General features: G+C 57.1%; 27 protein-coding genes. 24 read left to right on the top strand and 3 right to left on the bottom strand.

Annotated elements, in window-relative coordinates:
* Positions 1-5 precede the first annotated feature (5 nt).
* From B2828_RS05035 to B2828_RS04995, 9 genes are read left to right on the top strand one after another with little or no spacing between them, the layout of a single operon-like run.
* Entirely contained in the window at positions 6-1,358 is a 1,353-nt protein-coding gene (locus tag B2828_RS05035) for a site-specific DNA-methyltransferase (protein WP_479632604.1), read from the top strand.
* A complete protein-coding gene (locus B2828_RS05030; RefSeq protein ID WP_479632603.1) occupies positions 1,355-2,041 on the top strand; it encodes a hypothetical protein in 687 nt (228 codons plus the stop codon). Before B2828_RS05035 ends, B2828_RS05030 begins: the two co-directional genes overlap by 4 nt.
* Positions 2,042-2,074: 33 nt before the next feature.
* Positions 2,075-2,515 carry a septal ring lytic transglycosylase RlpA family protein gene (locus tag B2828_RS05025; RefSeq protein WP_479632602.1) on the top strand — a complete coding sequence of 147 codons (441 nt, stop codon included), beginning with the start codon at positions 2,075-2,077 and terminating at the stop codon, positions 2,513-2,515.
* 1 nt (position 2,516) lies between these two features.
* On the top strand, positions 2,517-2,777 hold the full coding sequence (locus tag B2828_RS05020; RefSeq protein WP_479632601.1) for a hypothetical protein: 261 nt from the start codon (positions 2,517-2,519) through the stop codon (positions 2,775-2,777).
* Positions 2,774-4,219 carry a phage portal protein gene (locus B2828_RS05015; protein WP_479632600.1) on the top strand — a complete coding sequence of 482 codons (1,446 nt, stop codon included), beginning with the start codon at positions 2,774-2,776 and terminating at the stop codon, positions 4,217-4,219. The genes B2828_RS05020 and B2828_RS05015 overlap by 4 nt, the downstream gene beginning before the upstream one ends.
* Positions 4,220-4,274: 55 nt before the next feature.
* Complete coding sequence (locus tag B2828_RS05010; protein WP_479632599.1) at positions 4,275-4,910, top strand: hypothetical protein; 636 nt, start codon at positions 4,275-4,277, stop codon at positions 4,908-4,910.
* Positions 4,907-5,737: a S49 family peptidase gene (locus B2828_RS05005; protein ID WP_479632598.1), complete on the top strand. Its 831-nt coding sequence runs from the start codon at positions 4,907-4,909 to the stop codon at positions 5,735-5,737. Before B2828_RS05010 ends, B2828_RS05005 begins: the two co-directional genes overlap by 4 nt.
* 22 nt (positions 5,738-5,759) lie before the next feature.
* Positions 5,760-6,254, top strand: coding sequence for a hypothetical protein (locus B2828_RS05000; protein WP_479632597.1), 495 nt, complete (start codon positions 5,760-5,762; stop codon positions 6,252-6,254).
* Between the two features lie 22 nt (positions 6,255-6,276).
* Positions 6,277-7,170: a hypothetical protein gene (locus tag B2828_RS04995; protein WP_479632596.1), complete on the top strand. Its 894-nt coding sequence runs from the start codon at positions 6,277-6,279 to the stop codon at positions 7,168-7,170.
* A gap of 92 nt (positions 7,171-7,262) precedes the next feature.
* Here B2828_RS04995 and B2828_RS04990 read toward each other — a convergent pair whose 3' ends face one another.
* Positions 7,263-7,679, bottom strand: a complete 417-nt coding sequence (locus B2828_RS04990) for a type II toxin-antitoxin system VapC family toxin (protein ID WP_479632595.1) — start codon at positions 7,677-7,679, stop codon at positions 7,263-7,265.
* Positions 7,654-8,229 (bottom strand): ribbon-helix-helix domain-containing protein, encoded by a 576-nt coding sequence (locus B2828_RS04985; protein WP_479632594.1) that lies wholly within the window; start codon positions 8,227-8,229, stop codon positions 7,654-7,656. Before B2828_RS04985 ends, B2828_RS04990 begins: the two co-directional genes overlap by 26 nt.
* 51 nt (positions 8,230-8,280) lie before the next feature.
* Here B2828_RS04985 and B2828_RS04980 point away from each other — a divergent pair, with 51 nt between their 5' ends.
* The 5 genes from B2828_RS04980 (at position 8,281) to B2828_RS04960 (ending at position 10,776) form a co-directional block, all read left to right on the top strand.
* Positions 8,281-8,688: a hypothetical protein gene (locus B2828_RS04980; protein ID WP_479632593.1), complete on the top strand. Its 408-nt coding sequence runs from the start codon at positions 8,281-8,283 to the stop codon at positions 8,686-8,688.
* Positions 8,689-8,716: 28 nt separating this feature from the next.
* Positions 8,717-9,043 carry a hypothetical protein gene (locus B2828_RS04975; RefSeq protein ID WP_479632592.1) on the top strand — a complete coding sequence of 109 codons (327 nt, stop codon included), beginning with the start codon at positions 8,717-8,719 and terminating at the stop codon, positions 9,041-9,043.
* Between the two features lie 2 nt (positions 9,044-9,045).
* Complete coding sequence (locus B2828_RS04970; RefSeq protein WP_479632591.1) at positions 9,046-9,486, top strand: hypothetical protein; 441 nt, start codon at positions 9,046-9,048, stop codon at positions 9,484-9,486.
* Positions 9,483-9,911 (top strand): hypothetical protein, encoded by a 429-nt coding sequence (locus B2828_RS04965; protein WP_479632590.1) that lies wholly within the window; start codon positions 9,483-9,485, stop codon positions 9,909-9,911. The genes B2828_RS04970 and B2828_RS04965 overlap by 4 nt, the downstream gene beginning before the upstream one ends.
* Before the next feature lie 205 nt (positions 9,912-10,116).
* Positions 10,117-10,776, top strand: coding sequence for a hypothetical protein (locus B2828_RS04960; protein WP_479632589.1), 660 nt, complete (start codon positions 10,117-10,119; stop codon positions 10,774-10,776).
* 259 nt (positions 10,777-11,035) lie between these two features.
* Here the strand turns inward: B2828_RS04960 and B2828_RS04955 are convergent, their stop codons facing one another.
* Positions 11,036-11,461 (bottom strand): hypothetical protein, encoded by a 426-nt coding sequence (locus B2828_RS04955; protein ID WP_479632588.1) that lies wholly within the window; start codon positions 11,459-11,461, stop codon positions 11,036-11,038.
* A 156-nt stretch (positions 11,462-11,617) separates the two neighbouring features.
* Between B2828_RS04955 and B2828_RS04950 the strand changes: the two genes are divergently transcribed.
* From B2828_RS04950 to B2828_RS04905, 10 genes are read left to right on the top strand one after another with little or no spacing between them, the layout of a single operon-like run.
* Positions 11,618-13,189, top strand: a complete 1,572-nt coding sequence (locus B2828_RS04950; RefSeq protein ID WP_479632587.1) for a hypothetical protein — start codon at positions 11,618-11,620, stop codon at positions 13,187-13,189.
* A gap of 5 nt (positions 13,190-13,194) precedes the next feature.
* Positions 13,195-13,932 (top strand): hypothetical protein, encoded by a 738-nt coding sequence (locus B2828_RS04945; RefSeq protein ID WP_479632586.1) that lies wholly within the window; start codon positions 13,195-13,197, stop codon positions 13,930-13,932.
* Positions 13,933-13,934: 2 nt separating this feature from the next.
* Positions 13,935-14,570 carry a hypothetical protein gene (locus tag B2828_RS04940; protein ID WP_479632585.1) on the top strand — a complete coding sequence of 212 codons (636 nt, stop codon included), beginning with the start codon at positions 13,935-13,937 and terminating at the stop codon, positions 14,568-14,570.
* On the top strand, positions 14,570-15,553 hold the full coding sequence (locus B2828_RS04935; RefSeq protein WP_479632584.1) for a hypothetical protein: 984 nt from the start codon (positions 14,570-14,572) through the stop codon (positions 15,551-15,553). The genes B2828_RS04940 and B2828_RS04935 overlap by 1 nt, the downstream gene beginning before the upstream one ends.
* A complete protein-coding gene (locus B2828_RS04930; protein WP_479632583.1) occupies positions 15,550-15,717 on the top strand; it encodes a hypothetical protein in 168 nt (55 codons plus the stop codon). Before B2828_RS04935 ends, B2828_RS04930 begins: the two co-directional genes overlap by 4 nt.
* A gap of 18 nt (positions 15,718-15,735) precedes the next feature.
* Positions 15,736-18,129 (top strand): hypothetical protein, encoded by a 2,394-nt coding sequence (locus B2828_RS04925; protein ID WP_479632582.1) that lies wholly within the window; start codon positions 15,736-15,738, stop codon positions 18,127-18,129.
* 3 nt (positions 18,130-18,132) lie between these two features.
* On the top strand, positions 18,133-18,903 hold the full coding sequence (locus tag B2828_RS04920) for an Ig domain-containing protein (RefSeq protein WP_479632581.1): 771 nt from the start codon (positions 18,133-18,135) through the stop codon (positions 18,901-18,903).
* The gene (locus B2828_RS04915) at positions 18,900-20,060 is read left to right on the top strand and encodes a hypothetical protein (RefSeq protein ID WP_479632580.1); all 1,161 of its coding nucleotides are present in this window, start codon (positions 18,900-18,902) and stop codon (positions 20,058-20,060) included. The genes B2828_RS04920 and B2828_RS04915 overlap by 4 nt, the downstream gene beginning before the upstream one ends.
* A 2-nt stretch (positions 20,061-20,062) precedes the next feature.
* The gene (locus B2828_RS04910; protein WP_479632579.1) at positions 20,063-20,446 is read left to right on the top strand and encodes a hypothetical protein; all 384 of its coding nucleotides are present in this window, start codon (positions 20,063-20,065) and stop codon (positions 20,444-20,446) included.
* 20 nt (positions 20,447-20,466) lie between these two features.
* Positions 20,467-22,728 carry a hypothetical protein gene (locus B2828_RS04905; RefSeq protein WP_479632578.1) on the top strand — a complete coding sequence of 754 codons (2,262 nt, stop codon included), beginning with the start codon at positions 20,467-20,469 and terminating at the stop codon, positions 22,726-22,728.
* Positions 22,729-22,730 lie beyond the last annotated feature (2 nt).

The raw sequence follows: 22,730 nt of genomic DNA, 5'->3' as shown, positions 1-22,730 counted from the left end.
TGGGCATGAGCGATATGATCTCCTTTCCCGAATCCCCAAAAGCCAAGGCGCTCGCCAGCGGGGTTGAAGTGTGGTGTGCCCATGAACGGCTTGTTCCGGTCGCGGAATTGAAACCCAACCCGCGCAATCCCAACACGCACCCTGCCGCGCAACTGGAACTCCTCGCCAAGAATATCAAATACTTCGGCTGGCGACATTGCATCACTGTGTCGAAGCGCTCCGGCTGCATTGTCGCGGGACACGGGCGGCTCCTGGCGGCGCAGAAGCTGGGGGTTGCACTGGTTCCGGTCGATTTTCAGGATTTCGCCAGCGACGATGAGGAGCTTGCGGTTTTGCTCGCGGACAATCGCATCGCGGAGATCGCGGAAACGGATGAGGAGGAACTCAAGCTGCTATTGAAGGATTTGGATGGGAAGATCGATCTCGATCTGACCGGGTTCGACAGCGATTCACTCGATGATCTGCTGGACCGGCTCGAAACCAAGGAGGAGCCGAGTAACACCGTTACCCCACCGCCTGCAAATCCGATCACAAAACCGGGCGACCTTTACGAACTGGGCAACCACCGTCTCCTCTGCGGCGACTCCACCAACCCGGAGGATGTGCGCCGCGTGATGAACGGCGAGCGAGCGATCCTTTTCGCCACGGACCCGCCGTATCTCGTGGGCTACGATGGCACCAATCATCCCGGCCAGACTCGCACCAAGAACACCGATTGGTCGGAAACCTATGGCCCCACATGGGATGAAGCGGATGCCGCGCAAAACAACGAGCTTTATGATCGCTACATCAAGACCGCCATTGCGGAAGCGATTGATCCTCATGCCGCGTGGTATTGTTGGCATGCAAGCCGCCGACAGCGGATGGTCGAGGATGCATGGGAAAAAAACGGCGCATTCGTTCACCAGCAGATCATCTGGGCCAAGCCCAACCGCCCGATCCTGACCCGGTCGTGGTATCTGTGGGCGCATGAGCCCTGCTTCATGGGCTGGATCAAAGGGAATAAGCCGCCCCGTGAAACCTCGGATTATGAGCGGAGCGTATGGGAAATCGAAGGGCTCAACAATGATGAACGCCCCGATCATCCCACACCCAAGCCGCTGGAATGTTTCGCCGTGCCGATGCGCCAGCATACGAAACGGGATGGACTCTGCTACGAGCCGTTCTCCGGTTCCGGTAGTCAGTTGATCGCCGGTGAGCAGCTTGGGCGGCGTGTCTTCGGTTTGGAGATTTCGCCAGCGTATTGCGATGTCATCGTTCGGCGATGGCTGGCTCTTGGAGGTGACCGCCGCGTGATCTGCAATGGCCAGGACGTGACCGAGCGCTTCGTGAAAATTGACACCGCGGAAGAGGCATGAACACCATCCTCGGCGCTAACTGGCGCACTACTCTGACCGGCTGGATCGCGGTTCTCGCTTCCGCCATCGCTATCAACCCCGACCTCGTTGCTTTCCTGCCGGAGGCGATCCGCAGTTACGTGACCGGGTTCGCGGGCATCCTTGCCATGGTCTCCGGCGGCACGTTCGCCGCGCAGGCCAAGGACAAACATGTCACCGGAGGGAGCGTTCCCAACGACGCGGGACAATCCAATAATAACATCACGCCGCTGATCCTGTTGGCGCTCCTTCCGGTGTTCGCCGTTTCTGGCTGTGCGTGGGTTCAGGCGCATAAAACGCAGATCGACAGCACGCTCGCGGTCGTGGGCAACCGGGCTTTGACCGTGGCCGAGCAGGTCTTGATTTCCGTGGCGGCCGACGAAGCAGACAAGAATTTCAAGGCTGACTTCCTGGACTCCGTCGCCTCTGGTCTGCGACAGAACGAGGCGACCATCGTCACCGCCGATGATGTCGCCCAGATCGTGAAAATCTGGAGCCCCAACGATGGGGCGCAATGGCAGCAGTTGGCCGCTTCGCTTGGAACCGTGGCGGGTAACGCTCTCGCCACCGCCGGAAAAACTGAGGCGTCCACCATCGTCGAGAACATCGCCACGGGGCTCAACACCGCCGCCGCCCAAGCCCGCACGGCCACTGCCGCTCAATAACCCATGTTCACTTGGATTAAGAGACTATTCGGCATGAGTGACGATTTGAAAGTGCTCAAGGGCAACGGAACGTGGGGGTTCGTCGTACTCGTGGACGGCAACGATCTCGTGGTGCGCGGCGCAAAAGCGACATGGTTCGGAGGCGCGGACGATCCGCAGGACAATGGCGAAACCGCCAGTGGCATCAGTACCAAGAAAAGGCCAGATGTCATGGGGTGTGCGCTCCCAATGAACTTTGGCCCCTGTAAGGGATCGCCACTCCCGCGCGTTCCGTGGGGGACGAAAGTTGAGGTCAAGCATGTGACATCCGGCAAAATGATCACGGTCCCCGTAATCGATCTCGGTCCCGCCCGTGGCACTGGCAACGCACTCGATTTGACCCCTGCCGCGTTCAAGCAGTTTGCTTCGCTCGACGCGGGAAAAATCGCTGTCGATTACCGGATTCCCAACGGGGCCAAGTATCTTACGACTTGATATGGCACAGGGACTATTTGTTACCGGATTTTCCGTGGCCGAAGTGCTGCAAATCCAGGCCCGGGCCAAGGAACTGCTCGTGGAAGGCAAAACGGTCATGTCGTGGGGGGACAGCGGTTCCTCGGTTTCCAAGCAATTCGCCATGCCGGTCAAGGAAGTGCTGGAGGAATGCGCCTACGCGTTGCGCGTGCTCGAACCGACCACGTATGTCCGCAGGCGGAGCATCGCGCAATCCATCGTTTCCTTCTTTCTCTACAAATGAGCCTGCGCCAGATCTTCGGTAAAGCGTTGGCGTATTCATTCGGGTGGTTCAGCCCCTATGAATCGGCCAACTGGTCGCCCCGGCGCGGCAACGTTCCGGGAGCCTCCCCCGGCGACGCCAAACGGGATCTGACACCCGGCATCCGCAACGAACTGGTCCGCCGGTCTCGTTATCTACATAAGAATTCCGGGTTTGTCCGCGAGTTGGTGGGGAACATGGCCATCTACTCGACGGGCGATGGCATCAAGCCGCAGGCCCAGTCGAGTAGCCAGGAATGGAACCGGCAGGCCGAAGCATATTTTGCTAACTGGGCCGCGCGTTGCGAGGTCACTCGGCGGTTCTCGTTCGAGGAATGCCAGTCGCTCGTCTGCCGAGGGATCGACGTGGACGGCGAGTATTTCGTTCACAAGACCCGGGACCGAGACAACCGGTTGGTGCTGCAATTGATCGAGGCGCACCGGGTGGGTGATGCTTCCGGCAGCACGGATACGGTGGACGGGATCGGCCTGGACGCGGTCGGCGCTCCCGCCTTTTACCGGACGATTCTGGATGACGGTTCGTTCAGGGATTTGCCGGCGGAAAGTATCTTGCACGTTTTTGAACCGGAATCCTCCAGCGCCGTGCGGCATGCCGCAACAATCCAGCATTCCATCAATCACATCCTGGACGAGATGGAACTGCTCGCCCTAGAAAAACACGCGGTCAAAGACAATGCGGACGTTGCCCGGATTCTGAAGACCGACCGAGGGGAAATCGACGATGAATCGGGTGATTTCTCGGTGGGACACGCCCCGGCCCCGATGGATGGGAGCGATCCCGTTAGCTTGCAGCGGATTATCGGCGGAAAGTTGGTTGCGCTCAAACCGAACGAATCGCTCGACAGCTTCCAGTCGAATCGACCCAGCCCAACCTTCACCGGCTTTTTGGATTTTGTCCGCCGTGACAGTGCGCTTGGTGTGCTTCCCTATGAGTTCGCCGCGGATTCATCCAAGATCGGAGGGGCGGGTGTGCGGCTGGTCGTGGCCAAAGCCGACCGCCGCTTTTCGTTCCGGCAGTTAATTCTGATCCAACGGTTTATTCGTCCCGTTTGGTCGTATGTGATCGGGGACGCCATCGCGACCGGTGCACTTCCCGCCCAAGTCGATTGGCACAAGGTGCGGTTCCAAAGGCCGAAGCGTGTAACCGTCGATGCCGGACGCGAGGCAGAGCAGAACCGGGCCGATGTCGAAACGGGCTTAAAGACGCTTTCGGAATCCTACGCCGAACTGGGACTTGATTTCGAGGAACAGGCGGAGACCCGGGCCCAGGACGCCCGGCTCCTGCTCGACCTCGCGGCGAAATATCAAATCCCTTTGGAGATGCTATACCGTCCCAGTTCAGGCTCGGTGACTGCTTCCGAGATCACCGCAACTGAGGAAACCGTTGATGTGAAGTCAGCATGATTGACATGAGATCATTTGTGTGCCCCACAAAGATCCCGAACAACGGTGTGCCTATATGAGAGCTTGGAAAGCGCGCAATCCCCAAAAGGTTAAAGCATATACTCAAGCTTACGTTAAAAAACATAGAGAGAGCATTCGGGAAAAAAGACACGCCAAGTACTGCCGCACCAAGGAACGCGTTCGTCAACAAACCAAAGAATGGCGGCAGAAGAACCTGGAACATTATAGCGCATGGAATGCTCGGTATCGAAAGCGCCCCGACGTTTTGGCTCGAAATCGCTCTCGGTTCCGTAAACGGAAAGCTAGCGATCCCAATTTTGCGTTAGCCGTCGCATTAAGTGCAAGCGTTGCCCGTGCAATAAAAACGCAGGTTGGAAGAAAGGCTGCCAAGTCAATTAAGTTACTCGGCTGTTCCATTAGAAAAGCGCGAAAACACATCGAGTCTCAGTTCCAAAAAGGCATGAGTTGGGAAAATTTCGGGACTCATGGCTGGCACATCGACCACATCGTTCCGTGCTATGCCTTTGATCTTCGCATCAAGAAGAATCAGTATAAGTGCTTTCATTATACGAATCTAAGACCTCTCTGGGCGAGTGATAACATTCGAAAAGGGGCGACAGTTCCCGGAGAGCTTCCCCTTCACTATCGTTATCCCAATCCATCCCCCGTTGACACGTCATCATTAGCGTGACGCTCACTGATATTCTTTTCCGCCGCCAACCCTGGCTCATTACTCCGGACGCACATGCAGCCATGCTGGTGGCAGCGCAATCTCCGCCCGAAGGGTTCTCGGCCCTTTTCCAATCGTCGTTGACCTCCGATAACCGTGACGAAGATTGCGACCTTCTTACCGTGGAAGGCGGCATCGGGAACATCCCAATCCAGGGACCGATGGTGCGCAATCCCGATATGATCAGCCGGTTTCTCTTCGGAGCCACCGACATTGAAGAAATCATAAACGCCGTCAACGTCGCTGCGCAACGCCCGGACGTACAGGCCGTGTTTCTGGATATCGACTCGCCCGGCGGCAGTGTCAACGGCACCCCGGAGTTGGCGCAGGCCGTCTCCGACCTCTGCAAAACCAAATACACCTATGCGTTTTCGGGCGGGCAGATGTGCAGCGCGGCATATTGGGTCGCCTCGCAATGCGATGCCATTTACATCACGCCCTCGGCCCGGGTTGGTTCCATCGGCGTGATCTTGCCCGTAGTGGATAGCACCGAGGCATACCAACAGGCCGGGCTGCATGTGGAAGTCTTTGCCGCTGGAAAATACAAGAGCACGGGGATGCCCGGCGTAGCCCTCACGGATGATCAGCGTCAATGGCTCCAGTCCGACGTTGAGGAAATCGCGTCGGATTTTCGCACCGCCGTGCTTGCCCGTGGCCGGAGCATTCCTGCGGAAGCCATGGAAGGCCAGTCGTTTTCCGCCCGGCAAGCGATGCGTTTCAACCTGGCTGGAACCGTGAAAAGCCGCGACGCGGCGCTGGCCATGCTGCGCAGCCGACATGTCTCCTAGTTGACATCAATCCAGTGGTAACATGCTCACCACTGACGAACAACTCGATCAGGCGCTGGCGCGGGTCCGGCAACTCGAAACCGACGCCCAAGCCAGCGCCTCCCTCCTCACGGAAGCCACGGCCAATAACGAACGGCTCATCACCCAAGTCACCGAACTGACCGCCGACCGCGAACGGCTCGTCGCCGATCTTGCCACGGCCCGCGCGTCCATCGATTCCCTGACGCAATCGCAAACCGAGGCGAATACGCGGATCACGGAACTCACCGCCCGCAACCAGACCCTCGAAGCCGCCGAACAGGATCTTGAGCAACGCGCCTCCAAACGCGCTGCCGAAATCGTCGCCTCCACTGGAACCACCGCTCCCGTCCCGGTTACCGCGAAAGGCGACAAGCAGACCGAGGATCTGGTCGCCCGGTTCAAAGCCATTTCCGATCCCAAGGCCCAGACCACCTTCTGGCGCTCCCTCACCGCCGAACAACAGGCGCTCATTCTCTCCAGCGCCATCGCCAAGTAACCGCAGCCCTCCCAAAAATCCCATGGCCAATACCCTTACCAACGTCAACGACATCAAGGTCGCGCAGAACGCGCTCCAGCCGTTCATGGCGGCGCTTACCCCGCTGCGCGCCTTTTCCACCAATTTCTCGCCCGAGCCTGCGGATAAGCTCGATACCGTGCGCGTGCCGGTCGTCGGCGCTCCCTCGCAATCGAGCGACTTCGCGGGAAATTATACCTCCGCCGCGGATTCCACGGTGACCGTGATTCCGGTGCAGTTGAATCGGCATAAGTTCAAGACCGTTCACGTCACTGCGCGGGAAGCCGCCGAAACCGCTCTCAACGTCCTGGAGACGCTGGTGGCCAGCGCGGTCAAGCAGCTCGCGCAAGATGTGTTACAGGATATTTTCAGCGAAATCACGGCTGCCAATTATGGTGTTCCGGCCATTCCTGCCGTGGCGGCGTCCGCATTCGATTATAAGAAAATCCTCGCGGTTCGTGAGGCGTGCAGCAATGTCAAGATGCCCGTAACCGACCGATCTTTGGTATTGGATGGTGCCTATTACACGAACCTGCTCGGTGACGAGATCGTGGCGAAGAGTTTTATGGCACCCATTGCCCAGCCGGGTGTGGTCGAGGCGCAAATTCGCCGCCTGGCCGGGTTCGACATCTATGAAACGGTCATTCTCCCCGAGAACGGCGAAAAACTGGCAGGGTTCGCCGCCCACCCGAGCGGTCTTGCAGTAGCCATGCGCTACCTCGCTCCCGTCGCCAATTACGATGAGGCGGGCGCGGTAACCGATCCCGAGACGGGTCTGACCTTCGGCTACCTCCGCTACACGGAAATCCAAAGCAACCGGATCTTCGTGACTGTGGAATGCCTCTACGGCTTTGAAGCCGCCATCGGCGACGGCATCCAGCGAATCGTCAAACCCTAAGCGCCTTGGTTGAGTTGCGTGCATAAGGCCCCCGCGTTGGAAACGGCGCGGGGGCTTCGCATTAAATAGTTTCCACGCAACCAGTTTACCTCTTACCAAGGCGCTATAACCGGTATGATTTGCCTGGCGTTTCGACGATAGGTCGTAAAATCGCTGTCTGTCGTAAAAACAACGGAGTCGTTATGGATTTCACTCATGCGCACCAGACACGCATCGGCGAAACTCATGGGCGTATCCCGGTAGCGACGAATCAGGTGCAGCGTTTCCTCCAGGTGGGGAGTCAGCGAAAACTCCACCTTGATGATCCCGCGTTCCAGAAGTGTGCAGAGCGTCTCTTTCCCTTGTTTGGCGCGTTCAAGGAGAAAAAAGCTTTCCGATACGACGGCTTCGCAGGTCGCGCACGGAGTCGTAAACGCTTCAAAGTTTGATCTCGCCCAGACGTGATGCTGATCCCGTTTGCGCAAGGCGGCAACAATCGCCCCGCTATCGATGAGAACGGTTTTTGCCATACTTTTGAAGGTGCTTCTTATTAGAGGAAAGGTCGGTCGGCAGGGCGTCTTCTTCGATCACCAGATCGGCCATGCGACTCCAAAGGGAGGGTTGTTCTTTGGAGACCCGTTCAAGACGTTCGCGGACAATAACAGATTTGGCGATTTTTCGCTCCTTGGCAGCGTGGGTAATCTCCGCAAACAGCAATTCCGGCAACTTGACGGTGAGCGTTTTCACAGGAGAGAATGTAATACGTTTGTGGCAGACTCGCAACACAAATATTTTCCGCGCCGTTGACATCCTGCTTCGAGCATGAAGCACGAAAAAGCCGCCGATCTGGCAAAAATATTGGATGAAGTTGGGGAACCGGTTACTTGGAATGGGCAGACTCATAAGGCGCTCGTTTCCGATCCCACCATCGGGGAACATCTGGACCTTGGCGGGTTCACTGGCACCGGCGATTTTACCATCAAGATTCCCCGGACTGCATTTGGAACCCGGTTTCCCAAGCTTGGGGAAATCGTTGAATTTGAGGGGGACCGCTTCCGCATTGAGCGGATTACGAACCATCCTCAATATCCCCTTCTGGTCATCGTAGTTGGGCCGCTGGACTAACGCGCCATGCTCGACCACGCCCTTGAATCGGCATTCCTTGCCGTGCTGCAAGGCAACGTCTTACTCTCTGGAACGGTCTCGTTCTTCACCGGCCATGATAGCGACGAGCACGGCCTCCCCGCCGTGACGCTTTCCAGCAAATCAGAACCGCTCGCCGGTTCGAGCGAGGTGTTCCGATCCGAGCTTTCGGTGATCGTCGAAAGCGAAGCCCACGATAATTCCCCTAACGAACACGTCGCCCTTGTGGAGAAAGTTCGCGTATGCCTTGCGGGCCGGATGGACGTGGCTGCCAAGATTAATACCGGTAACTCGGTCCACATCTACGGTTACGCATTTGCGGGGTCCGCATTGGAAACCGACAGCGCCCGGTTCCGCACGACGCTGACGCTCAAGGTCGGCTACGGCGTTCCGTGATTTTTGACATCGTGGCACCGGTAATACCATGCCTGCCACCGACGTAAAATTTGGAATTACCAAGCACCAGGGCGCGTTGATCGATTCTGTCGAGGTCGAAAAGAAGATCGAACAGAAGGCGCTCAAAGGATCGAACGGCAACGTGGCCCGCGTCCACGTCTACAACCCAACCACCTCCGGCACCGTCAAGGGACACGGGGAATTGACCATCGTCCCCGGGGTCGGCGATCCCTGCGTGTCCGGCGTAACGGGCGGCGTTACCGTGATCCCCAGCGTGAAGGAATCGGAAAGCAACGAGGACTTCGGCGGCTGGGAATATGGGTTTGATAACTACCCGAACGCCGAGGAGGTCTAGCCATGAAGGAAGGCGATAAAATTTGCATTGTGCGGGAGATGGATGTTGATCCGGTCACTTCCGAGAATACCTCCATGGTGGCCGCGCTCGTGACGCTTGGGGTTCCCTTTTACGAAACCCAGCCGTTTCTTGAAACCCGTGAAATAACTAACGGCGAGGAAAAGCGCACAATGACGTGGTGCCTCGGGACCAAGACGGAGGATGGTCGGTTTAAAACCTGTGAACTGATCCAGTGGTGGAAAGATGATGCGTGGTGCCATTCAAATCCCGATCATCCACTTTCTTACGCCAAGGCTGCCGTGACCAATTTCCAGCGGCTCACGGCGGGCATTTCAACCTCCGTGCCCGTCGCTCTGGTTCGCAAGGGCAAGAAATTCGCCCTCATTCCCTTTGACGCGCCGTCCGACCGCCGTCAGCAACTTCTCGATGCCTTGAACAAATGAAAGATTCCCGTCAAAACACCCTCGCTGAAATATTCGTCACCGGCTCGGCCAAGATCGCCGGGTTGGAATGTCGCCCGTTCTCCCTTGGCACGCTGACGGCGGCGCGCCTCCTCGGCCTCGCCCGCGTGGTCGGCGAATGCGACGGCCCCTGCAAGGAATGGCGGATGGAGCGCCAGATGGCTGCTCTTCTGTTTATCCAGAGCCAGCCGATTGTGGACGTTCAGGAACTGGTCCGGTTCGCCAAGGATGAGGATACGGATGCGTTGGATGAGAGGCTGCTTGCCTTTGAATTGGAAATCCCGCTCAACGCGCTCTCCGATCTCTCGGCGCAGATTGAAGGCGACTCCGACGCAGTTGCCGCCGCGCAGTTCGACTTGGAATCGAAGCCCGGTGAACGGACGGAAGCCGAGCCCCCAAACTCCTAGAGCCAGGGTGGCTGGCAGCAACTGTATTCACCCTGGCGCGAGAAACCCGCTGGCCTCGGGATTTTATCCTCTGGCATCTGCACCTCTCCGAGATGCTTCAATACCGTCACTGCGCCTTGCGTGCGGCAGGTAAGTGGACGGTCTCCCCTGCTCCACCTCCGCAAGACCAGTTTGCACAACTCTTCGGCAACTGGAAGCCGTTGTCATGAACGTCCGCTGCAAAGTCGACACATCGAAGGTCCAGGCGGCGATCAAGAACCTCGCCCCCTACGTCAAGAAGTCCCGCAAGGAACTGGTCGAGCAGGCGGCGCGAGGATTTGTGCGAACCGTTGCACAGGTCACGCCGCCCGCTTCCAAAGGTGTGACGGGAAGCGCCGCAAAGAAACAAGGCGAAGCCACGATCACCAAAGATCTGGCGCGTGTGATGATGCCTGTGCGCCCATCCCGCACGTCCCAGCTTCAAAACGCCGCTGATATTTATCGGCGGTTTCGTGACAAAAACACGGGCCGGATCAATCCGCGGAACCTCAAGAATCCGTATCCTGTTTCCAGCGCGGAATACAATGCCCTTCGCAAAATGCTCTTCGCGCGGGTAGGCTGGCTCGCTTCCGGTTGGAACGTTGCAGCGCAAAAGCTTGGCGTCCGGCTCCCTGCGTGGATCGCCCGGCATCCCGCTCCTGGCGGGTATGTACCGAGCAGCGATGCGCGGCGGTTCCGGCTTGAAGTAAGCAACGCGGTCAAGTTTGTCGGAAGCGTCAAAAATTACGAGGGCCGCATCGCGAAAGCCGTTCAATATCAAGCCAATGCTATGCAACGTCAGGCGGACTATCTCTTAAAAAAATCAGTCAAGAAGGCGGGATTTTGATAACCGAGCCACAAGAGTGGAACCTCCTCATCGTTCGTCTTTACGGTAAATTCTTTTCGAATGTTGCTTAGCTCCGTTCTTAAACGTGGAATATTCGGTATACCAGCCGCCGATTTCATCACGGTCTCTCTTGACTTCCGAGATGACAACCAGTTTCCCGTTTACCCAACGATATTCGCGAGCAGTAGAATACATCCCGCCTCCCCGAGAATATGATCGAATCACTTTTTTCTGATAATCAGGATATGGAGACCAAAGCTCATCCAACTCCCCGGCACGACACATAACGCCGTATCTTCGGATCAAAAACAAAATGTCTATAGAAATGTCCGCCCGATCCGCTCTCCTGCCAGAGAAATGATCTGAAATCACGATACCCATCAAAATTGAAGTCGTCTTGCTCTGCCGTGCATCCGTCAAACGTAATGTCAGTAATGCGCTGAAGAACGGTCTTTTTATCAGCAGCAAGAAGCAGAACCTTGGCTAACCGTTGCTTGTCTGGTCGAAAATCTGACGGACTCGATTCCATCGTAACTTGAAGATATTCGCATGGTAGTTTCCCTTCCATTCGAACTCGGTAAAGCATACCTGATTCCAGCATATCAGATTCAAACATTCCTCCATACAGTGATTGCAACGCAGTAAGCGAAAGAGTGATCGCCGCGATGGATGCTCTGGATTTCATATGAAATGTTGGTTTTTAATGAGCCTCTGCGCTGGAACCCTCAGATTTGAGTTCCTCCTTGGCAAGGATATCTAATGTAGAAGGGTATGTCCAGATAGGCGCTTCTGATCTTTCGAATTGCAAACGGACCTGGCATTTGACACGCGGCCTTGAGCGATGTCCGCCAAGGCTACCGCCATTTTTGAAGCCGATGACAAGCAGTTCAGTAATGCGCTCTTAAATATCAACCGCAAGCTGCTGCAATTCCAGCATACCATCGCAAAGCTGGCGATTGGGTTTGAAGTGCTCAAAAAGGGAGCAGAGTTGGTTTCCGCAGGCGTGGAACATTTCACGGCAGCCTTGGACAAAGGCGGGGAATTATTGGATCTCTCCAATAATACTGGCATTGCCGTGCGTGACCTCGCCATCCTCCAGCAGCAATTCAAACTTTCGGGAAAAGCAGCGGAGGATGTTGGGCCGGTGATGGCGAAGATGATGAAGGGAATCGAGTCCGGTTCCGCAGCCGGGATCATCAAACGCTTGGGGTTGGACATGGACGAGCTTCGGAAAAAGACGCCGTCCGACCAGTTCCGCATTATCGGCGAGGCGATCAATAAATTGCCCGATCCCGCGGAACGGGCCACGGCAGCCATGGAAGTTTTCGGCAAGAGCGGCGCGTCCCTGCTGGCTGTGTTCGCGGATGGCGGCTTTGGACAAGCGGGGGAACAGGTTGGCAATCAAGCCGAACTCCTCAATAAAGACGCGGCCCTCTTTGATGACATCAGCGACAAGCTGGCAACGGCAGGGTTGAAGGTCCAGGGATTCTTTGTCGGAGTCGCGGATCGGGTTGCTCCCGTGATCAAGCCTCTCTTGGATCAATTTTCAAAGCTCGATCTTTCTTCGCTTGGACAGGAAGTCGGCGAGTCGATTGCCTTATTTATCCAGGCGTTCCAGGACGGAAAACTCGGCGAAGTGCTCCTCACATCGATGGAACTTTCCTTCGCGGAAGCGGCGAATTTCCTCCTCGGGTTACTCACCGCCATTGGCAACGTGCTTGCCCAGATGATGCTGGAGGGGCCCAAAAACGCACTGGCCATTCTGCAAATCGCCACCACGGCGGATTTCTGGAAGGCGCTCGGTGCGGCGCTCTTGAGCATTGCCGCCCGGTTCACGGCTGCGTTGCTCGGTGCAGTAGCGGAATTGATCGACCAGCTCAAAGACGTTCCCCTTATCGGCGATAAAATCCACGGCGGCGCACAGGCCGTCCGTTCCAAGGCGAACGAAATGTGGCGAGGAGCCAATGCCATTGACGCTTATGGATCGGAAAAACTCGCTCCGGCTATCGAGATCATCAAGACCCGCATGGGCGAGGAGTTAAAAAATATCGCTGACGCCGCGGGCAAGGGGTTCAACGAAGGCAATTCCATCATTGATACGAGCGGCATTTCCAAGCGGCTGGATAAAGTCGTTACGGAAGTGCTGGACCACGTTCAGGAAAGCCAGGACGAAGCCTTGAAGGAGCTTCCCACAAAGACGCCCAACGCCCCCATTGGCGAACAACTGGATAACAAGCCCGCGTTCTCTCATCTGCAAAAGATCGGCGGCGGCGGTTACACAAGCGCGGGCGACCCGCTCCTTACCGAAACCCGCCAGCAGACCAAGGAACTTCGGGAACTGAACAAAGGAGTGAAAACGCTCATCGAAAAGCAGCCTCGGCAATCCGCAGGGCTCACCCCGGTCTTCACGTAATCGCAATGGACGAAACACCGCTTCAGCTTTTAGGAATCAACGGTGGCGTCGATAAGCACGGCATCACCAGTGTTACCGTGCCGTTTTATGTTGCCACGCTTTCCGAGGCGATCTCCTACACGCCCAAGCTGGACATTGATCTTCCCATCGTCTCCCGCAGTTTCCGGCAGAGCGAAGATGGTGGGTACGAAGTAACACTCACATGCGAAGGGGCCGAGGATAACCCAACTGACGATCAGAAGACCTTTGAAATTGATGCGTCCATGTCCGAGGAAGCTATTAAGACGCATCCGAAGTTCGAGAATTTGAAAAGCTCGTTCGGATGGGATGAGTCGCTCAATACCTTTTCCGAATATCTTCCTTCAAGCACATCTTCTGGCGGACTGGCAAGCGGTTCGCAGAACGGATCAGCTCGGCAAAAGAGCAAGATGTATGGCGTGGAATCATGGCTCGTGGCCGGAGCGATTTATCGCGTCACCTACGGATCGAAAACCGTGCCGCAGTCCATCTTTTTTGGAATCGGCACGGTACAAACACCGCCCTCCATCGGAAAATTCAACCTACCCAATCTCGGAAAGCGCAACTGGCTCAAATTGGCGCCGAAGGTTCGGATGCGCGGAAACAGCATCGAAATCTCGCTTGAATACATGCTCTCCGGCCCGTTGGGGTGGTTTACGGAGGTCTATGCTTCGGCCCAACTTGGCGAATCCAGCAGCGGGAGCTTTGGTGCCAGCTTGAGTTGATTATGTTTGAAGACGTACATCCCGGCGATCCGATCCCGCTCCTTGCGTCATTCTGGAACAATCTCAAGGCGATGGTGCGGGCGCGGCGATTGTTGCCGGGCGTGGGCGTGCGGCTTCGTGAGATGCCGTTTGGCACCATCGTCAATTTCGATGCAAACGCCGCTGTGTGGGATCATCCGTGGCGAGTATCGTTGGAATCCAAGCAGGCGACCTTGAGCAAAGGGCTCGTAGATGGGATCGAGCCGAAAATTGGCGACCGGTTCATGTCCGGCGACAAAAAGAACCCCGACCCGCCAAGGCTGTCCATTGCTTCGAGTCGGTTCACCTCCAGCGAAGTGAGCCTCATTTGCGTTGAGATCGTGTGCGATGAGGCGTGGAAAACCAAGACGGCTTCCATCGTTCAGGTCGCCCGGCTGAGTGACACCGATCCCGGTACCCCAGGTGACGGCAATACGCCGCTGCTACCTCCCGCGCTTTCGGGCCGCAAAACCCGGTATCCGCTCGTTCTGCTTCGAAAGGATGACAACGACAATGTCACCGCGTTCCAGATCGCCTACTTCAACTTGCGCCATGTGGCGCTTTTTCCTTCCGGCACTACAAATGAAGCACGGGTGCGGCATTTCTTTTTCCCCACCTGATGTTCAACTTCCCCGCACGCGCTTACAACGATGTCATGGCGATGATCCGGCGCTCCCGTCCGCTGCCGGGCGTGAACTCGCGCATCAAGGAAACGCAGGCGGGGGTCTTAATCTCACCCACGTTGCGCCCCACGAATTGGGATCATCCCTGGACGATTCATCCCCGGTGGGTGGAAGACGGCAGCGGCACTGGAAATTGGTCGGTAACATTCACTCCGGGTTTCGTGAACGGTGCGGACGCCGTACTTGGCAGTGATGATGTGCCGCTAACCGCCGCGACACCCCCGGTGCTTAAAGTTACCAACTTCCGGGATGCGACCGGCGTCGGCTGCACGTATCCTGCCCTTTTCAAGAAGCTCGGAGCACGGGAACCGGAAGCCGCCGCCCAGACGCCCGACTCGCTGGACGGGACGCTTCAGGCCAACGTGGAGCTTTTTCCGCAGCAATACGGAACGCGGCGGCTCGCGGCGGCGGACTTCCTGCTCCACGTCGATCATACCGGAACTTACACCGACACGACCTACGCCGCCCCGGATACGGGCAATCTCGTCATCCATTCCACCTCATTTACATCCGCGATGGATCGCTACCCCTACCGGCTTTCCACCGTATCCGAGTTCACGGCTCCGCAATATCCGACCATGCTGGAGCGGTTGCTCGGGACGGCGGATGAGCCCAATTACGACGAGTTGAAACTGGCCACGCTGTGGCTCCTCTCGCCTCCCGATGAACCGGACGATTCTTCTCCCGGCCCAACATGGATTCCATATACGCAGCATTGCGTATTCTGGAACTTGGGCTATGCCAACGTAAACGAGTTGAATACCACTAATCTCAACTCGATCACAATCCACACGGGGCTTGCCTTCGGATTGCTGGATTCCATTGGGAACAGCATCCTTTCCACGATCAATGATGCCAATCTCGACGTGGTGAACGCCCTCAACGAAACCAGTATGCAGGGGCATTTCTGGACCGTATGAGCCTTATCCCTAGCGATAACGCCGCGAAGCAGGCACAGGAGCGTAGCGATGCGGCGGGCACCGCCGCCGAGGACCAGTCACTCGATCCAGCGTTTCCCTACGTGGTCATCAAATTTGATCCCTCGGTGTTTGGAACCGTGGCGGATCAAACATCCGCACATTGACATCCCGCCCCACGCGGAATGCAAACCTTCCTCATTTATGGCGACCTCGCTACGCGGCGGCTGACGGATTCATCCGGCACACCGGCCACGCTACCGTCGCTGGTGCAGGGTGACTATGTCACGTTCGCCTTGCGGCTTCTGGACACCGTTGAAACCGGCTCGCCCATCGAAGTCCAGCGCAACGTCCGCTCGCTCCGCGCATCCCTTGGCAACATCAGCACGCCTCCTGCGTCCGGTCAGTTTTCGTTGAGGATCGGCACCAACGGCACGGCTACTCCGCTGATCGACTTCAGTTCCGACCGCATTCTTCTCAAACCACTGCTTTCCGCTTTGCCCGAAGCGGCGGATTACGGAGGGGTGGAACAAGTCATTGAGGCGACTTCCGGCTGCTGGATGGTCCGCTTCGGGCAGAATATTGAGGTTCCCCTCCAGCCCGCCGATAATCTGCTTTCGCCGGTATCGTTCATCCGGGTTCGGCCATTCGAGCAGAACGGGCGCTGGTGGCACGAGGTGCGGCTTATGCAAGCGCCCATTGCGTTTACGGGATTGAGCGAGCGCGTGTTGGCCGAACCGCCAAGCGTGCGCCGGATTCGCGCCGGGACCACCTACACCGAGGGTTTCACGGAATACATCGTCAACGAAATCCAGGCCGTCAAAGTTCCGGCCTCTTTTCGCGGGACGTACTGCCTCAAATTCGAGGGCCGTTCCACGATCTATTTTTCAAAGGACGATGATCCCACGGCGCTTGAAACCGCGCTCAATAATCTCTACACGGATGGGCAAACCCGGTTCGCTGTTACGAACCCGGAACCTTATAACGCCTACGTCGAGTTCAAGGGACCGCTCGCGGGACTACCGCAGGATTTGCTTGTGGCTGAGGTAGGAAGCGTGGAACCAGGCGATTTGACGTTCTCGCTGGATCTCAACACGGCAGAAGTGTTCGCGGCGCTACGGAATACCGCCTCGGTGTCCGTACAGCTTGAGGTAGAACTGGAAATTGCCAACGATGATGACACGGCGGACACCCCCGGCAAGATCGTTACGCTTTTCAGCGAACCCGTCACCATTGTCCGCGAACTGCAATGGGCAGAGATGGCGGCCGCTGCCGGAATCGATTGGCTTCGGCCTCCGCAGCCGGTCGATTACATCCCGTTCACGCGGGATCAGATTATTACCGGATCGCAGCATTATGAGGCCGTAATCGGAGACGGCGTCCTGCGCGAGTTCACGCTTGATCATAACCTCGGCACGGATGCGCTCCACATCACCCTCCGGCAAAACGCGAACAATGGCCGGCGGATCGCAGACACGGAATACACGGTGACGTTCGTGGACGCGAACTCGCTTACGATCAAGTTTCCGGATCAAAACGATCCGCCCGCCGTGGATTCGCTGGCCGTCACCATCACCAGTGCCGGGCCGAAAAGTGCCTTTCAGTCCCACACTCACACGGTCGGGCAAATCGTCGGACTCCAGTCCATCATCGACAGCTTTAGTAACCGGCTCAGCGCATTGGAATCCATCGTACCCAACCTCGGGGCGGTTTCCTCCTCCTCAACGTCGGGAACCTACACGATTCCCATCCCGACGATTTCCGAAGTCCTCTTCCTTCCGTCCTCGGCGGGGAGTCCCTTTGCCGAATCGGGCCTGGACGCTACGAAGTTGTCCTCCCGCGCGCCCTACGTGCTACCCGCCGTCCACACGGCCAACGTGGGGGCATTTACCGCGCTTCCGCTGCCTTCCGTTGCCGTGGGACAGGTCTGGAAAAACCAGACCGGAGGAGCTTTGCAGGTGCCGGGAGGTGGCATGGTGCGAGGAAGTAACACTGTCCCCGCCAACGGTTTTTTTGCCAGCGACGGACGCATTCTTTACCGAGCGAACCAAGCCGGAAGCACGATCAGCTATTTTCCCGCAGCATTTGAACGTACCCTGTGGAGCCTCTACATCAACGAAAAGATGCTCGGAGTGGGGAAGACGCTTTCCGTGGCATTCGGCGTTTCGACGCAACTGGTCAAAGCGACCTCGCAGGCCCAATGGATGCTGGTGATCGAAAAAGGCGAAGCGCCATCGGAAACGGATGATCCGAGCCCGGTGGAAACGAACTTGCTCAATGTGGTCTGGGACACGGCTAGCCCAATTCTTAAACAGCGCCTTATCCTGACGCCCGTCGCCACGATCTGCTACGCGGGCATCAACGTCTACCGAAGCACGCTCGGCGCGATCACCTGCGACCGACTCCTTTACGGCGGGCTGGAAAACGCTAATGCCGTTGCACCCGGTTCCGCCAACTTCGCGTTACGAGCCCGGCTCATCGAATTCGACACGGAAAACAGCATTCCCACGGCTCGGGGCTGGGTTGCTTATCAACTCATCAAGCCCGCCTCGGGCGACCTCCAAGCCTCCATCGCATAGCTTATGGCCGCACCCGTCATCAATCCCAATACTAGCGTACTCGGTTTCACCACCGGCCAATACGTCGCCTACCAATGCGCCACAACGGATGGCCAAACCGGCACTTGGTCCTGCGCCAACCTCCCGGACGGCCTCTCGATCAATACTTCAAGCGGACTCATTACCGGGATGCCGACCACCCCCGGCGTTTATAACACGACGATCAAAATCACGAACGCCAACGGCACGGCGACCTTGGCGGTCACATTTGGCATCGACGATGCGGGTTACGTGACCGATCTTGGGATCGAGGTCAATATCGACCTCATTTCGGGCGCGGTGACGTTCCCCACCTCTCCCGACGGCAAGCTCCACGGAAAGAACGGCGACTACCTTCCGCTCCTCATCGGGCTCCAGAAGAGTGGTGAATTACTTGACTTGCCGGTAACCGGCATTGCCTTCGGATTGAAGGAATTTGAGTCCGATGCTCGGCTCATTTTGAGCAACGGTTCCTTTACCAAGCTCGGTTCCTATGAGCGGACCCGCTGGCGGACCCTGGTCTATCTCGACCCGGACAAACTCGAAGGTGCCCTCAGTGATTATGAAGCCTCGGCTGTGGTGGGGGATGCCACCACAACCACATCCACGGATGACTCGCAATTAATCACGCTGCTTTCTGCTCCGTGCGAAATCCAGATTGATCTCCAGCAAACCGATCCGAACCTTTCGCCATCCACCATCCAGCGTAGTTCGCAAATCTTCACGATGCTCCTGGAGCGGGCCATCAATTCATGAGCACTTCGCAGCTTTTTGATTGGCCCACGGCAAAGGCGGCGTTGAACGCTGGCTGGCGGGTGCGCCGCAACGGATGGACCAACCGCTGGCTTGAACGCTGGACTGGCGGGCTGATCTGGTTGATTCTCGCCGATGGCACCAAGCGCGTGGTGCAGAACACGGACTTCGGCGCGGACGAGTTTCTCGCGCTCGACTGGACCAATCTTCCCGCCGAATGCGTGACCACCGGCACCACGGCGGGAACTGGCACCAACGGCTGTCCGTTGCCTTATTCACCGGACACACCCGGTTCTTCTGATTCATCCACATCCGACTCCTCTTCTCCTGTCTCCCCCGATCAAACGCCCTCCGGGGATTCCGGCGCGGGACAGGTTGGTTCCAGCAGCGGCGGTGGCGGGGGCGGCAGTGGCGGAACCAGCACGACCATCCAGCGCACTAAACAGACCGTCGTCTGGCCCACCATCAGCCTCACGATTGAGGATACCCAGGTCAACTGCTACGAGCGGTCCAACTATCCGGATGGGTTCGTAAAACCGATTTTTATCGGAACCGTCTCGCTTTCCAATCCCTCGGGAACGCCCGGGGCGTCGGTCCTGTTTGTTTCCGTTACGAACGGCCCCAGTACGGTCGTGAGTTGTACCCTCGGGCCAGGAGGTTCCTACGGATTCCAGTGGAGCGATCCTTATTCCGCCTATCCCGGCAGCACACTGACGTTTACCGCACGGGCTTGGGCCAGCGGTTCCTCGGACATCCAGACCACGGCCACCGCCAAGCTGCTTGACTGGTGCCAATACTCGCTCGCGTTCGACTGCGAAGTGGACGGCGGATGCCACGAGGGTGTGGGCTGGGTCACTGTCCGTGATGCCAATGCAACCATCATCTACGACGGTTGCCCGAATCAAGGATCACTCGGAATGGGAGCGGGTGTAACAATCACCGCAGGGTGTTCCGTTTCGGTTCAATACAGCAACACGGATGGCCCGTGCCCCGGTGGGCATTGCTGCGATGCCGCCAAATTTCGAGTCACCCTTTGGCACAGCGGCGCGAGCGTCCTCATCGGCGAAGCCAACCTCAACAACGGCGACGATTGCGGCAACCGCGGGCCGTTCACCTTCACCATCAGCCAGGAGCAAATCGACTCCCTGGAAACCCCATGATCATGATCACGATCCCTCTTTCCAAATTGCAATCCGCAGCCAAGGTCAAGGCGCAGGGGTATTACGACGCATGCATTGCGGCGGGCACCGTTTTCGGAGAGAACCTCCAGCTTACAGAGGAAGCCTTCGCCGCCCTCCGTGCCCAGTTTGCCACGCCTTCGCTCGCCGCGCAGGCGCAGTCGGCCGTTGCAGCCGTGGCTGCTGAGTGCGACGCGGTGCTTTCGGGCGAAACAGCGATTGACGATGCGACGCGGGCCGCACGAATCGCCGCATGCGAAACATGCACGTTCTTTATAGTCAGCGACCGGCGCTGTCAGAAATGCGGCTGCTGGATGGAAATCAAGACGCACTTCCGAACAGCGATCTGCCCGGAAGGAAAGTGGTGATTTGACATCGGGCATCCAGCGTGAAGATCACAGTCAGCCTCGATACTCAAAGCGTCATCACCCAGCCCTCGCCCTTGCGATTCAAGGGAGGATGTTTCAACCCGGTTGAGATCGGGTTCACGCGCGGCTCCCAATCCGTGCCGCTACCGGACGGCGCGGTGATCGAGTTTTCCATCAAACCGAAGAACCAGTGGACCGGCGGGCTCTTGGCTTACCTGAACACCTTCACGCCCGCTGCCGGAAACCTCTATTCCGGATCACTCAACTGCGCGTCCTCTGCACTCTTGTCTGCCCTTGGCCTCTCCGATCAGGTGCCCGCAAACGACGTGGCGCAGGTCGATGCCAGCGCGGAAGTGACCTGGAGTTTTGACGGGCAGAAGTTTCGTTCGGTCACATTTTCGGTCACGATAGAATCTCCTCTCACTGACGATCTGCCGGTTGCAACACCCAACCCCGAACTCTATCCGCTCCCTTCGGAGGTCGCGAGGAAGAGCGACATCGCCGCGCTCGGTTCCGCATCCCGGCTCAATGCAGGCATCCCCAATGGCGTGGCCACACTGGACGGGAGCGGTAAACTCACGGGGACGCAGGTTCCCGGTACGCTGGCGCTGAAATCCGATATTGTGCCTAACGGCTCCAATCGAATTGTGATTGTGGACCGCTTTTCCCTCGCCGCACTTCCCAGCGTTGATGCCAACGGCAATCCGATCATCAAGGTCAATATCAGTGACGTGGTTCATCAGACCGGGGGCGAAGCAACCCGCCGCACGGCCGTTTTGAATTTTAGGGACTACACCATCACGGATGACGACGTAAATAATGCGCCCTATATCCATTTCTGCGATGAAAACTGGAACTGCGCCGGATTCAGCATCTTGGATTTTAGCGGATCGGGCACATCCATTTCAGCCACTGATTTCGCCTATGCGTTTGCCAACGCGATCAATTCCAGCGGCATAAATGTTTCCGCCAATGTGACCGGAGATAGTCAACTCACCATTGCAAGCTATACTACGGGGCCGTTGCCTTCAGGATGGAATTTCGGCCAGGATATCAATATTGCGACTTATTCCGAAACCGAGGGCGTGTCTGCTTTGCCTCCCGGCGATTTCATCGTGGCCGATCTGAATAATCTCGGAAACGCCACCGGTTATCAAGGCATTGGCGATACGGTCGATTTCCTGAACGGCTATGGTGCACCCACGGCGGGCATCGGCGAAGAAGGTAACGGCTACGTGGACCAGAACAACGGCGATTTCTACCACCGGGACGCCAATGGCTGGAATTTCGTACTCAATATTAAAGGGCCGCAAGGCGATCAAGGCCCGCAGGGCAACACCGGTCTCCAAGGATTGCCGGGAAATGTCGGGCCTTCCGGGCCAAGCGGCTACGGCGCCAACGATTATGCCAAAATCGGAATGCTGCTCTATTGGCAAAACGCAACCCCGTCCCTTACCAACTTCACCCTGCCAAACGGTCCAAACCAGATTTGCTATGATGGAGCCAACGTCTGGATCAACTACAGCACGTATCTTCTCAAGGTCAATACCTTCAGCGGTTCCTATACCTCCTACTCCGTTGGGGTGTCTCCGACCGCGTTATGTTTTGACGGGACGGACCTCTGGATAACCAATAGCACCAATTTACTCCGTGTTACCCGATCTACAGGGGTTATCGCCAACACTTACGCGATTGGAAAATCGAGCAATGGCATCTGCTTCGATGGCACCTATCTATGGGTAACGACGGGTGATAACTACTTGATGAAAATCACTCCGTCTACCGGTGCCGTGGCGGCCTCTTACAACATCGGTTACTATGTGAGCTACCCGATGTTTGACGGAACGAGTGTTTGGGTGACCTCCTATGTCGGAAATCGTATCTTCAAGGTGCGGCCCAGTGATGGGAGCATCTTGCTTTCCATCGATGGAATGTCGAAGCAGCCTATTTGGGGCGCTCCCACTCAACTATGCTTTGATGGAACCTACCTCTGGTTCGGCGATACGATGAACCATCGGGTTGTCAAAATGGATAAGGAAGGAAACGTTATCGCAACCGCCCCGACCGGTGGTTACACGACGGGCATCTGCTTCGACGGAACCAACATCTGGGTGGCCGACTATGATGCGGGTTATTACGAAAAGTTCACTCAAGGGCTTGTGTCGCTCGGAACCTTTACCAGCTATGCCTCTCCAAAGAAAGTGGTATTCGATGGAGTGAGTGTATGGGGCATTTACGGCACCGCCTCCAACAATTCCGGTATGGTCAAGTTCCCACTGTAGCT

The sequence above is a fragment of the Spartobacteria bacterium UBA695 genome (assembly GCA_002298145.1).
Classification (GTDB): Bacteria; Verrucomicrobiota; Verrucomicrobiia; order Chthoniobacterales; family Chthoniobacteraceae; genus UBA695.
Note: the sequence above shows the minus strand (reverse complement) of the source record. Positions and strands in the feature narration are given on the sequence as shown.

Bases quoted from the DNA above. Each gene is read 5' to 3' on its own strand.
- B2828_RS04950 (WP_479632587.1), top strand. From the start codon at position 11,618: ATGTCCGCCAAGGCTACCGCCATTTTTGAAGCCGATGACAAGCAGTTC.
- B2828_RS04995 (WP_479632596.1), top strand. From the start codon at position 6,277: ATGGCCAATACCCTTACCAACGTCAACGACATCAAGGTCGCGCAGAAC.
- B2828_RS04940 (WP_479632585.1), top strand. From the start codon at position 13,935: ATGTTTGAAGACGTACATCCCGGCGATCCGATCCCGCTCCTTGCGTCA.
- B2828_RS04920 (WP_479632581.1), top strand. From the start codon at position 18,133: ATGGCCGCACCCGTCATCAATCCCAATACTAGCGTACTCGGTTTCACC.
- B2828_RS04935 (WP_479632584.1), top strand. From the start codon at position 14,570: ATGTTCAACTTCCCCGCACGCGCTTACAACGATGTCATGGCGATGATC.
- B2828_RS05025 (WP_479632602.1), top strand. From the start codon at position 2,075: ATGAGTGACGATTTGAAAGTGCTCAAGGGCAACGGAACGTGGGGGTTC.
- B2828_RS05030 (WP_479632603.1), top strand. From the start codon at position 1,355: ATGAACACCATCCTCGGCGCTAACTGGCGCACTACTCTGACCGGCTGG.
- B2828_RS04980 (WP_479632593.1), top strand. From the start codon at position 8,281: ATGCTCGACCACGCCCTTGAATCGGCATTCCTTGCCGTGCTGCAAGGC.
- B2828_RS04985 (WP_479632594.1), bottom strand. From the start codon at position 8,229: ATGGTTCGTAATCCGCTCAATGCGGAAGCGGTCCCCCTCAAATTCAAC.
- B2828_RS04970 (WP_479632591.1), top strand. From the start codon at position 9,046: ATGAAGGAAGGCGATAAAATTTGCATTGTGCGGGAGATGGATGTTGAT.
- B2828_RS04960 (WP_479632589.1), top strand. From the start codon at position 10,117: ATGAACGTCCGCTGCAAAGTCGACACATCGAAGGTCCAGGCGGCGATC.
- B2828_RS04955 (WP_479632588.1), bottom strand. From the start codon at position 11,461: ATGAAATCCAGAGCATCCATCGCGGCGATCACTCTTTCGCTTACTGCG.
- B2828_RS05035 (WP_479632604.1), top strand. From the start codon at position 6: ATGAGCGATATGATCTCCTTTCCCGAATCCCCAAAAGCCAAGGCGCTC.
- B2828_RS04925 (WP_479632582.1), top strand. From the start codon at position 15,736: ATGCAAACCTTCCTCATTTATGGCGACCTCGCTACGCGGCGGCTGACG.
- B2828_RS05015 (WP_479632600.1), top strand. From the start codon at position 2,774: ATGAGCCTGCGCCAGATCTTCGGTAAAGCGTTGGCGTATTCATTCGGG.
- B2828_RS04915 (WP_479632580.1), top strand. From the start codon at position 18,900: ATGAGCACTTCGCAGCTTTTTGATTGGCCCACGGCAAAGGCGGCGTTG.
- B2828_RS04910 (WP_479632579.1), top strand. From the start codon at position 20,063: ATGATCACGATCCCTCTTTCCAAATTGCAATCCGCAGCCAAGGTCAAG.
- B2828_RS05020 (WP_479632601.1), top strand. From the start codon at position 2,517: ATGGCACAGGGACTATTTGTTACCGGATTTTCCGTGGCCGAAGTGCTG.
- B2828_RS04945 (WP_479632586.1), top strand. From the start codon at position 13,195: ATGGACGAAACACCGCTTCAGCTTTTAGGAATCAACGGTGGCGTCGAT.
- B2828_RS05000 (WP_479632597.1), top strand. From the start codon at position 5,760: ATGCTCACCACTGACGAACAACTCGATCAGGCGCTGGCGCGGGTCCGG.
- B2828_RS04975 (WP_479632592.1), top strand. From the start codon at position 8,717: ATGCCTGCCACCGACGTAAAATTTGGAATTACCAAGCACCAGGGCGCG.
- B2828_RS05010 (WP_479632599.1), top strand. From the start codon at position 4,275: ATGAGAGCTTGGAAAGCGCGCAATCCCCAAAAGGTTAAAGCATATACT.
- B2828_RS04930 (WP_479632583.1), top strand. From the start codon at position 15,550: ATGAGCCTTATCCCTAGCGATAACGCCGCGAAGCAGGCACAGGAGCGT.
- B2828_RS04990 (WP_479632595.1), bottom strand. From the start codon at position 7,679: ATGGCAAAAACCGTTCTCATCGATAGCGGGGCGATTGTTGCCGCCTTG.
- B2828_RS04965 (WP_479632590.1), top strand. From the start codon at position 9,483: ATGAAAGATTCCCGTCAAAACACCCTCGCTGAAATATTCGTCACCGGC.